Below are 10,672 nucleotides of genomic sequence, written 5' to 3' on the forward strand. Positions count from 1 at the left end.
CATCACCGATACACAGGAGCCGCGAAGATGAAGACGAAAGCCGCCGTCGCATGGAAAGCCGGGACCCCGCTGACGATCGAGGAAGTGGATCTGGAAGGTCCGCGCGCCGGCGAGGTGCTGATCGAAGTGAAGGCGACGGGCATTTGCCATACCGATTACTACACGCTCTCGGGCGCGGACCCGGAAGGGATCTTTCCGGCGATCCTCGGCCATGAAGGTGCGGGCATCGTGGTCGATGTCGGTCCGGGCGTGGGCACCGTGAAGAAAGGCGACCACGTCATTCCGCTTTACACGCCCGAATGCCGCCAGTGCAAATTCTGTCTGTCGCGCAAAACGAACCTGTGTCAGGCCATTCGGGCGACGCAGGGCAAGGGCCTCATGCCCGACGCCACCTCGCGCTTCTCGCTGAGCGGCAAGCCGCTCTATCACTACATGGGGACGTCGACGTTCTCGAACTACATCGTCGTGCCGGAAATTGCCGTGGCGAAAATCCGTGAAGACGCGCCGTTCGACAAGGTCTGCTATATCGGCTGCGGCGTGACGACGGGCGTGGGCGCGGTGGTGTACTCGGCGAAGATGGAAGCGGGCGCGAACGTGGCGGTGTTCGGCCTGGGCGGCATTGGCCTGAACGTGATTCAAGGCGCGAAGATGGTCGGAGCCGACAAGATCATCGGCGTGGATATCAACCCGAAGCGCGTCGAACTCGCGAAGCAGTTCGGCATGACGCATTTCGTCAATCCGAACGATGTCGAAAACATCGTCGATTACATCGTACAACTGACCGACGGCGGCGCCGACTATTCGTTCGAATGCATCGGCAACACGAAGGTGATGCGTCAGGCGCTCGAATGCACGCACAAGGGCTGGGGCCAGTCGTTCATCATCGGCGTGGCGGGGGCGGGCGAGGAGATCGGCACGCGCCCGTTTCAGCTCGTCACGGGCCGCCAATGGAAAGGCTCGGCGTTCGGCGGCGCGCGCGGGCGCACCGACGTGCCGAAGATCGTCGACTGGTACATGGAAGGCAAGATCAACATCGACGATCTGATCACCCACACGCTCGAGCTCGACCAGATCAACGAAGGCTTCGACCTCATGAAAAAGGGCGAGTCGATTCGCTCGGTCGTTCTCTACTGAGCGAGCCGTAACAGCAAAAAGGCGTTGCCACCGCGAGGGGCAACGCCTTTTTCATGGTTCGCGCGGCGTTCTAGCGACGTCCGATCAGGCTTGCGCCATAGACGAGCGCGGCGAGCGCGGTGATCCAGAAGCTGGTGGGCCAGTCGGTGTAGAACGCGAGCGTCACGCCGAGCCACGCCTGCACGAGCGCGAGCAGCGCGGCGAGCACGAGGCCGGTGGACAGTCGCGTGGTGAGATTCTGCGCGGCGGCGGCCGGACCGACCATCAGCGTAAAGACGAGCAGCACGCCGACGATCTGCGTGCACGCGGCCACCGCGAGCGCGGCGATGGCGAGGAACAGCATCGAGACCGCGCGCAGCGACACGCCCTTCGCTTCGGCGAGTTCGGGTTGCAGCGAGGCGAACAGCAGCGGCCGCATGATGGCGGCCAGCGCCGCCAGGCTCGCCACGGCGAGGGCGGCAAGCACGCCGAGCGTCTCGCGGTTCACGCCCAGGACGTTGCCGAACAGCAGCGCTGTGACCTGCGTGGCATACGACGTGAAGAAATGCAGAAACAGCAGGCCGAAGCCGAGCGCGAGCGAAAGAATCACGCCGATCGCCACATCGCGGCCCGCGAGCTTTTCGCCGAGCGCGCCCATTGAAACGCCGGCGGCGAGCGTGAAGCCCACCATGCCCCACATCGGCGAAACGCCTAGCAGCACGGCGCCCGTCGCGCCCGTAAAACCCACGTGCGAGAGCGCGTGGCCCGCGAAGGTCTGACCGCGCATCACGAGGAAATAGCCCACCACGCCCGCGAGCACCGCGACGATGCCCGACGCCGCGAAGGCGTTCACCATGAAATCGTATTCAAGCATCGTGCGTGTGGCCGTGTGTATTGTCGTTGTTGCCGTGGGCGTGGCCGCCGTGGTCATGGCCATGGTCGTGCTCATGCTCGTGGTCGTGCTTTTCGACTTCCACGTCGCCCGACATCACGAAGATGCGGCCCTTCATGCGCATCACTTCGATAGGCGAGCCGTAGAGGCGCGAGAGCACCGGCGCGGTGATGACTTCATCCACGCTGCCGAGCGCGGCCACGCCGTTGCCGAGATAGAGCACGCGGTCGAGCGCGTTGAGGAGCGGGTTCAGCTCGTGCGCAGAGAACAGCACCGCGATGCCCAGCTCGCGCTGCACGCGGCGCACGAGTTCGACCACGCCGCGCTGGTGGTTGGGGTCGAGGCTGATGAGCGGCTCGTCGAGCAGCAGCAGCTTCGGGTCGCCGAGCAGGCATTGCGCGAGCAGCAGGCGCTGGCGCTCGCCGCCCGAAAGCTCCGAAAGCGGGCGATCGGCCAGCGCGGTCGCCCCCACGAGGTCGAGCACGCGCGCAACGTCGGCGCGCGTGGCGGCGTCGGCGCGCGGCAGGCCCCAGCGGTGGCCGTCGGCGGCCATCGCCACGAAGTCGCGGCCGCGCACGCGGCGGCTCGCGAGCGCCGTGCGCGTTTGCGGCATGTAGCCGATTTTCGCGTTGCCGCGCGCGACCGGCTCGCCCAGCACGCGGATCGCGCCGTGCGAGGCCGGCACGAGGCCGAGAATGGCACGCATGAGCGTGGTCTTGCCCGCGCCGTTCGGCCCGAGCACGCCGATGAATTCGCCCTGGTTCACCGCGAAGTTCGCGTCGCGCAGGATCGTTCGTTCGCCGAGCGTCAGCGTCACGCCCGCTAGCGTGAGCACAGGCGCGGGTGCGCGGTGCGTGCCGTTGCGCTGTCCAGTTTGCTGTGAAGCGATATCGGTGGGCGAAGGGCCGGCCCCGGTCATGACGTCTGTCCTTGCTGAAAACGGTTAGTGTTGCCCTGCTGTTCCCACTGCCAGCGCCTTGTCGAGCGCGTCGAGCTGCGCGAGCATCCATTGCTGGAAGTTCACACCGGCCGGCTGCGTCTCGGTCACGCTCACGGACGGCACCTTCGACTGCTTCGCCAGCGCCAGCATGCGCCGCGTGAGCGCCTCGGTCGCCTGGCTGTTATAGATCAGCACGCGCACGCGGCGCTCGCGCAGGTCGCGCTCGAACGCGGCGATGTCCGAGGCGCTCGCCTCGGTGTCGTTCATCGCCGCGAGCTGAAAGCGCAGGTTGCGCATGTCGAGGCCGATCGCATCCGACATATAGCCGAACACCGGCTCCGTGGCCGTGACGGGCTGTCCCTGGTAGCGCGCGCGCAGCGCCGCGACCTTGGCGTCGACCGGTTGCAGCGAGGCGAGGAACGTTGCCAGGTTGGCATCGTACACGCTCTTGTGCGCGGGGTCCGCCGCGCCGAGCGCGGCGCTCACGGCGCGCGCCACGGCGGGCATGGTCTTCGGGTCGTACCAGAGGTGCGGATTGTCGCCCGCTTTCTTGCCGACGAGGTCCGCCGCGACGATCGTCGTGCGGCTGGTGCCGCTGTTGCCGGCGCCGGTGGCGCCGAGCAGCCTGGTCATCCACGGGTCGTAGTCGGCGCCGTTGTACACCACCACGCGCGCATGCTGGAGCGCGCGGGCGGTCTTCGGGCTGGCCTCGAAGAGGTGCGGGTCCTGGTCGGGGTTGCTCAGGATGCTCGTCACGTCCACGTAGTTGCCGCCAATCTGCTTGACGACGTCGCCGTAGAAGTTCTCCGCCGCTACAACGGGAATCGTGGCGCTGCCAGCCTGCGCCGCCAGGGCCGCGCTCGCGCTGCCGAAAGTGGTGCCCAGCGCGAGCGCCAGCCCGGCCGCGAAGCGCGCGAGCGTGACGCGACGGCGCGCGCCTGTTGTGGCAGGCCGGGGCGGGCAGTTGGCGCGGCTGAACGTGATCATGGTTCTATCCTTGTCTATAGGGAGCCTGAAAGCGGGCGAGGGCGCGTCGGCGTCGCGAAGGCGAGATGATATAACGTATCAATTTGATTGGCGAGTCGGCCCAACATCCGGTCAGGGGGCCGGATCTGCAGGCGGCAGCCAGTCTAGGTTTGCGCGTCGCACCATCGAAATCTCGGCCAATCGCGTTTGTTCGCCTTGACAGTCTCCGACTCGTATCCGATCATTCGATCAACGACAGAGCAAATGCTCACATGTCGGGCGATCGCTCAGCTGCTCCTCTGGACTGTCTGCCGGGCGCGCCCCGCACGAACGAAATTGGAGACAACCTGTGGCACACACCGCGACCCCAGCGGCCGGACGTTTGCAGGACAAGGTAGCCGTGCTGACTGGCGCGGCGAGCGGCATTGGCGAGGCGGTCGCGCAGCGCTATCTGGACGAAGGCGCGCGCTGCGTGCTCGTCGACGTGAAGCCCGCCGGGGCCGTCGCCCCAACGCTTGCCGCCGCGTACCCCGAGCGCGTGCTCGCGCTCTGCGCCGACGTCACCCGCCGTGAAGACATCGATCGCATCGTGGAGAGCGCGGTCGAACGTTTCGGCCGCATCGACATCCTCTTCAACAACGCGGCGCTCTTCGACATGCGCCCGCTCCTCGACGAATCCTGGGACGTGTACGACCGCCTCTTCGCGGTGAACGTGAAGGGCATGTTCTTCCTCATGCAGGCCGTGGCGCGCCGCATGGTCGAGCAGGGCCAGGGCGGCAAGATCATCAACATGTCCTCGCAGGCGGGCCGCCGCGGCGAAGCGCTCGTCTCCCACTACTGCGCAACCAAGGCCGCCGTGCTGAGCTACACGCAGTCGGCGGCGCTTGCGCTGGCGCCCCATCGCATCAACGTGAACGGCATCGCGCCTGGCGTGGTGGACACGCCGATGTGGGAGCAGGTCGACGCGCTCTTCGCACGCTACGAGCATCGTCCGCCCGGCGAGAAGAAGCGCCTCGTCGGCGAGGCCGTGCCGCTCGGGCGCATGGGCCTGCCCGAGGATCTTACGGGCGCCGCGCTCTTTCTCGCCTCCGCCGACGCCGATTACATTACCGCGCAGACCCTCAACGTCGACGGCGGAAACTGGATGAGTTGACCTTTCCCGCAACCCTTGCACAACGCATCACGACAGCAGCACGGCTGCAGCAAGACATAACGCAACGAACAAGGAGACAACGTCATGAAGCCAGCAATGAAGACCGCCGCAAAGTGCATAAGTCGAGCGGTGAGTGCGGGTGCACTCGTCGCCGCGGCGAGCGCCGCGCACGCGCAGACCGTCACAATCGCCATGTTGAACAACCCGGACATGATCGAGCTGAAGAAGCTCTCGCCGGCCTTCGAAAAGGCCAATCCGGGCATCAAGCTGAACTGGGTGATTCTCGAAGAAAACGTGCTGCGCCAGCGCGCGACCACTGACATCACGACCAACAGCGGCCAGTTCGACGTGATGATGATCGGCACCTACGAGGCGCCGCAATGGGGCAAGCGCGGTTGGATCATGCCGATGACGAACCTTCCCGCGAGCTACGACCTCGACGACGTGGTGAAGACCGCGCGCGACGGCCTCTCGTACAACGGCACGCTTTACGCGCTGCCGTTTTACGTCGAAAGCTCGATGACGTATTACCGCAAGGACCTGTTCGACAAGAAGGGCCTCAAGATGCCCGAGCAGCCGACCTATGACCAGATCAGGGACTTCGCCGACAAGCTCACCGACAAGTCCGCCGGCACCTATGGCATCTGCCTGCGCGGCAAAGCCGGCTGGGGCGAGAACATGGCGTACGTGACGACGGTCGCCAACACCTTCGGCGGCCGCTGGTTCGACGAGAAGTGGCAGGCGCAGCTCACCTCGCCCGAGTGGAAGAAGGCGGTGAACTTTTACGTCGACATGCTGAAGAAGGACGGCCCTCCGGGAGCGAGCTCGAACGGGTTCAACGAAAACCTCACGCTGATGTCCTCGGGCAAGTGCGCGATGTGGATCGACGCGACGGTGGCGGCCGGCATCCTCTACAACAAGCAGCAGTCGCAGGTGGCCGACAAGATCGGCTTCGCGGCCGCGCCGACCGAAGTCACGCCCAATGGCGCGCACTGGCTGTGGTCGTGGGCGCTCGCTGTGCCCAAGTCGTCGAAGTCGCAGGACGCCGCCAAGAAGTTCATCGAATGGGCCACGTCGAAAGAGTACGTCCAGATGGTCGCGCAGGACGAGGGCTGGGCTTCGGTGCCGTCGGGTACGCGAATTTCGACCTATCAGAATCCCGAGTACAAGAAGGCCGCGCCGTTCTCCGACTTCGTGCTGAAGGCGATCCAGACCGCCGATCCGAATCATCCGACTGCGAAGCCGGTGCCGTACACGGGTATCCAGTTCGTCGGGATTCCTGAGTTCCAGTCGTTCGGTACGGTCGTGGGCCAGAGCGTAGCGGGCGCCGTGGCGGGACAGATGAGCGTCGATCAGGCGCTTACCGCCGGTAATGCCGCTGCCAACCGCGCCGTGGCGCAAGCCGGGTATCAGAAGTAACTGCGAGAAGTCAGGCTGCGCCGTTCAGGCAGCCAGCGTAGTAGCGCGAGCGCGCGCCGGGCCACCCGGCGCGGCGCGCACCCTCGCGACAGCCGATGCCGCGCCGTGCCTCGCACAGGCGCGCAACCGAGAAGGGTGGTCCTCATGCGTCATCTCCATCTCCCCATGCCTATATTCAATCGAGCGCGCACGCCACAGAAACCGCAGCAGGTCGAATCGCGCCGCTCGGCCTCACGCTGGCTCGTGTCGCCGTCCGTCGCGGTGCTGCTGCTGTGGATGACGATCCCGCTCGCGATGACGATCTGGTATTCGTTCACGCGATACAACCTGCTGAATCCCGATCTCAAGGGTTTCGCGGGCTTCGACAACTACAAGTTCCTCGCCACCGATCCCTCGTTCGTGCCGTCGATCGTGCACACCATCGAGCTGATCGTGGCGGTGCTCGTGATCACCGTGGTCGGCGGCGTGCTGATGGCGGTGCTGTTCGACCGCAAGTTCATCGGTCAGGGCGTGGCGCGCCTGTTCGCCATCGCGCCGTTCTTCGTGATGCCCACGGTGAGCGCGCTGATCTGGAAGAACATGATCCTGCATCCGGTGTACGGCCTCGTGGCCATCGCCATGCGCTCGATGGGCATGACGCCGATCGACTGGTTCGCCGTCTATCCGCTCACGGCGGTCATCATGATCGTGGCGTGGCAGTGGCTGCCATTCGCGTTCCTCATTCTCTTCACGGCGATCCAGTCGCTCGACCAGGAGCAGAAGGAAGCTGCGAAGATTGACGGCGCGGGCCCCATTGCGTTGTTCTTCTACATTACGCTGCCGCACCTGCGGCGCGCGATTGCCGTTGTCGTGATGATGGAAACCATCTTCCTGCTCTCGATCTTCGCCGAGATCTACACGACCACGGGCGGCGGTCCCGGCAACGCGACCACCAACCTCACTTACCTGATCTACTCGATGGGCCTGCAGCAGTTCGACGTGGGCATCGCTTCGGCTGGCGGCATTCTCGCCGTCGTGCTGGCGAACATCGTGTCGTTCTTCCTCGTGCGCATGCTCGCGCGCAACCTCAAAGGGGAGTACGAAAAATGAGCCAGATTACCGCTACGCCCGCGCAATCGCCCGACGCGGTCAAACATTCGTCGCCGCTGCAGTTCATCGGGCGCGTGCTGCCGGGGTTGCTTGCCTGGCTGATCGCGATCGCGCTGTTCTTCCCGATCTTCTGGATGATGATCACGGCGTTCAAGACCGAGCAGCAGGCCTATATTCCGACGATCTTCTTTCAGCCGACGCTCGACAGCTTCAGAGAGGTGTTCGCGCGCAGCAACTACTTCGCGTTCGCGTGGAATTCGGTGCTGATCTCGGCCGGCGTGACGATCGTCTGCCTGATCTTTGCCGTGCCCGCGGCCTACGCGATGGCGTTCTTCCCGAACAAGCGCACGCAGGGAATTCTGCTGTGGATGCTTTCCACCAAGATGATGCCCTCGGTGGGGGTGCTCGTGCCGATCTACCTGCTGTGGAAGAACTCGGGGCTGCTCGACACCGTGAGCGGACTGGTGATTGTCTACACGCTCATCAATTTGCCGATCGCAGTGTGGATGGCGTACACGTACTTCAACGAGATTCCCAAAGACATTCTCGAAGCCGGGCGCATGGACGGCGCGGCCACCTGGCAGGAAATCGTCTATCTGCTCATGCCGATGGCGGTGCCGGGGCTGGCTTCCACCGCGCTCCTGCTCATCATCCTTTCGTGGAACGAAGCGTTCTGGAGCATCAACCTCTCCAGCTCGAACGCCGCGCCGCTTACGGTGTTCATCGCGTCGTATTCGAGTCCTGAGGGGCTGTTCTGGGCGAAGCTCTCTGCGGCATCGCTGCTCGCGGTCGCGCCGGTGCTGATCGTCGGCTGGCTTTCGCAGAAGCAACTGGTGCGCGGCCTCACCTTCGGGGCAGTCAAGTAATGGCCAATGCGATGTCCATTCAAGCCCTGATCTGCGATTGCGACGGCGTGCTGATCGACAGCGAAGCCGTGGCGGCCCGCGTGCTGGTGCGCGAGCTCGAAGCGCGCTGGCCCGGCGTGAACGCGGCGCCCGTCGTCATGCCGCTGCTCGGCCAGCGTATCGAGCGTGTGCTGGGCGGCGCGGGCGACGCGCTTGGGCGCAGCCTCACCGCCGCCGACGTCGATGCGATCCGCACCGTGGCCGAGGCCGAAGCGCGTGAGGCACCGCTGTTCCCGGGCGTCGTGGCGGCGCTGGAAGCCGTAACGCTCACCAGGGCCTGCGCGAGCAACAGCTACACGGCGGTGGTGCGTGAGGTGCTGGCGCGCAACGGACTCGATCGCTTCTTTGGCGCGCGCGTGTATTGCGCGGATATCGTCGCCCGGCCGAAGCCCGCGCCCGACGTCTATCTCGCGGCGGCGCAGGGCATGGACGTCGCGCCCGCCGCGTGCCTCGTGGTCGAGGACAGCGTGACGGGCGTGAGCGCGGCGCGCGCGGCCGGCATGACGGTGCTCGGCTTCGTGGGCGGCGCGCACGTGGGCGGCGACGCGCACGCGCACGAGTTGCGCGAAGCGGGTGCGAGCGAAATTTTCGACGACATGACGACGCTGCCCGCGCGGGTGGCCCACTGGATGAACCAGGCGCAAACGCGTTCGAACTGAACCGGTTTGCACAGAAACGGAGACACATCATGGCAAGCGTGATCCTCAGAGACGTACTGAAGCGCTACGACGACAACGAAGTGCTGCGCGACGTGAACCTCGATATCGGCGACGGCGAATTCGTCGTGTTCGTGGGCCCGAGCGGTTGCGGCAAGACCACGCTCATGCGCATGATCGCGGGGCTGGAGGACATCAGCGGCGGCGATCTGATGATCGACGGCACGCGCATGAACGACGTGCCGCCGGCCAAGCGCGGCATCGCGATGGTGTTCCAGTCGTACGCGCTGTATCCGCACATGACGCTGTACGACAACATGGCGTTCGGCCTCAAGCTCGCGGGCGCGAAGAAGCCCGAAATCGACGCGGCCGTGAAGAACGCCGCGAAGATCCTGCACATCGACCATCTGCTCGACCGCAAGCCCAAGCAGCTCTCGGGCGGCCAGCGCCAGCGCGTGGCGATCGGGCGGGCGATCACGCGCAAGCCGAAGGTGTTCCTGTTCGACGAACCGCTCTCGAACCTCGACGCCGCGCTGCGCGTGAAGATGCGCCTCGAATTTGCGCGCCTGCACGACGAACTCAGGACGACGATGATCTACGTGACGCACGATCAGGTCGAAGCGATGACGCTCGCCGACAAGATCGTCGTGCTCTCGGCGGGCAATGTCGAACAGGTCGGCAGTCCGAACCGTCTGTATCACGCGCCGGCGAATCGCTTCGTGGCGGGCTTCATCGGCTCGCCGAAGATGAATTTCCTCGACGGCACGGTGCAGCAGATCGGCAGCGACGGCATCGTCGTGCGCTACGAAACGGGTGATACCCAAAAGGTGGCCGTCGACCCGGGCAACGCGCGTGAGGGCGACAAGGTGACGGTGGGCATCCGCCCCGAGCATCTGCACGTCATGACGGGCGCGGAAGGCGTGAGCGCAAAGGCGATGGCGGTCGAGTCGCTCGGCGACGCTGCTTACCTCTACGCCGAATGTCCGGTTGCGCCCGACGGCCTGATCGCGCGCATTCCGCCGCTGGAGCGGCACGAGCGCGGCGAGGCATTCAAGGTCGGCTCGACGCCCGATCATTGCCATCTCTTCAATGCGGATGGCCTGGCGTTCGAGCGTCGCTTCGCGCAGCAACTGGCTGCGTGATTTCATTGGCTTGCTGGACGCACCGCCTCGCAGCGTGAGGCGGTGTTCTGTGTGGCGAGGTACCTGAGGTTGCCTTTGTTAGCCCGCTTCATGCGGGCTTTTTTTTTGTGCGCCGAGCATGCGCAACAGCTTGGGGGTGCGAGTCCCCTGCCCAGCCAGATGGGGCGAAGGGCTAGTGAAACGCAAGGGCGTCGTCGCGAGGCGGGGTCTGAAGGAAGCGTGTAGCAAAGCCGCGACCTGACGAACAGAAACCAGATATGAGGCCCACCAGGTCGGACGAGCGAGCAAATGATCGCGAAGTCCACAACCATCAAGGACCGGGGAGGTAGATCTGGCAGGTGTGCGGTGAAGGCGGTTGAGCTTACCTCGGGAGGCCTGCGTGGTGTCCAGTAGGACT

Annotated in this window: 10 protein-coding genes; 7 read left to right on the plus strand and 3 right to left on the minus strand. The window is 65.2% G+C overall.

The annotated features are described in order from the left end of the window. The first annotated feature begins 27 nt into the window (after positions 1–27). The gene (locus tag M3A49_RS37470; RefSeq protein ID WP_266233340.1) at positions 28–1,134 is read left to right on the plus strand and encodes an S-(hydroxymethyl)glutathione dehydrogenase/class III alcohol dehydrogenase; all 1,107 of its coding nucleotides are present in this window, start codon (positions 28–30) and stop codon (positions 1,132–1,134) included. A gap of 70 nt (positions 1,135–1,204) precedes the next feature. Here the strand turns inward: M3A49_RS37470 and M3A49_RS37475 are convergent, their stop codons facing one another. The 3 genes from M3A49_RS37475 to M3A49_RS37485 are packed head-to-tail and all read right to left on the minus strand — an operon-like array spanning position 1,205 to position 3,932. Then, positions 1,205–1,987, minus strand: coding sequence for a metal ABC transporter permease (locus tag M3A49_RS37475; RefSeq protein WP_028205927.1), 783 nt, complete (start codon positions 1,985–1,987; stop codon positions 1,205–1,207). Next, positions 1,980–2,924, minus strand: coding sequence for an ABC transporter ATP-binding protein (locus M3A49_RS37480; protein WP_266233341.1), 945 nt, complete (start codon positions 2,922–2,924; stop codon positions 1,980–1,982). The genes M3A49_RS37475 and M3A49_RS37480 overlap by 8 nt, the downstream gene beginning before the upstream one ends. Positions 2,925–2,948: 24 nt before the next feature. Further along, entirely contained in the window at positions 2,949–3,932 is a 984-nt protein-coding gene (locus M3A49_RS37485; protein ID WP_266233342.1) for a metal ABC transporter solute-binding protein, read from the minus strand. A 328-nt stretch (positions 3,933–4,260) separates the two neighbouring features. On the opposite strand from M3A49_RS37485, the gene M3A49_RS37490 reads away from it, so the two are divergent. The 6 genes from M3A49_RS37490 to M3A49_RS37515 all read left to right on the plus strand — a co-directional run bounded on the left by M3A49_RS37490 (position 4,261) and on the right by M3A49_RS37515 (position 10,275). Then, positions 4,261–5,064 carry an L-iditol 2-dehydrogenase gene (locus M3A49_RS37490; protein WP_266233343.1) on the plus strand — a complete coding sequence of 268 codons (804 nt, stop codon included), beginning with the start codon at positions 4,261–4,263 and terminating at the stop codon, positions 5,062–5,064. An 84-nt stretch (positions 5,065–5,148) separates the two neighbouring features. Next, entirely contained in the window at positions 5,149–6,483 is a 1,335-nt protein-coding gene (locus tag M3A49_RS37495) for an ABC transporter substrate-binding protein (protein ID WP_254352172.1), read from the plus strand. 165 nt (positions 6,484–6,648) lie between these two features. Further along, complete coding sequence (locus tag M3A49_RS37500; protein ID WP_266233344.1) at positions 6,649–7,572, plus strand: carbohydrate ABC transporter permease; 924 nt, start codon at positions 6,649–6,651, stop codon at positions 7,570–7,572. Beyond that, positions 7,569–8,438, plus strand: a complete 870-nt coding sequence (locus tag M3A49_RS37505) for a carbohydrate ABC transporter permease (protein ID WP_254352170.1) — start codon at positions 7,569–7,571, stop codon at positions 8,436–8,438. Before M3A49_RS37500 ends, M3A49_RS37505 begins: the two co-directional genes overlap by 4 nt. Positions 8,439–8,449: 11 nt before the next feature. Next, the gene (locus M3A49_RS37510; protein WP_266233345.1) at positions 8,450–9,136 is read left to right on the plus strand and encodes an HAD family hydrolase; all 687 of its coding nucleotides are present in this window, start codon (positions 8,450–8,452) and stop codon (positions 9,134–9,136) included. A 29-nt stretch (positions 9,137–9,165) separates the two neighbouring features. Beyond that, positions 9,166–10,275, plus strand: a complete 1,110-nt coding sequence (locus M3A49_RS37515; protein WP_254352166.1) for an ABC transporter ATP-binding protein — start codon at positions 9,166–9,168, stop codon at positions 10,273–10,275. The last annotated feature ends 397 nt before the right edge of the window (positions 10,276–10,672 follow it).

Origin of the sequence: Paraburkholderia sp. CNPSo 3076, assembly GCF_026343935.1 — a bacterium.
Lineage (GTDB): Bacteria > Pseudomonadota > Gammaproteobacteria > Burkholderiales > Burkholderiaceae > Paraburkholderia > Paraburkholderia nodosa.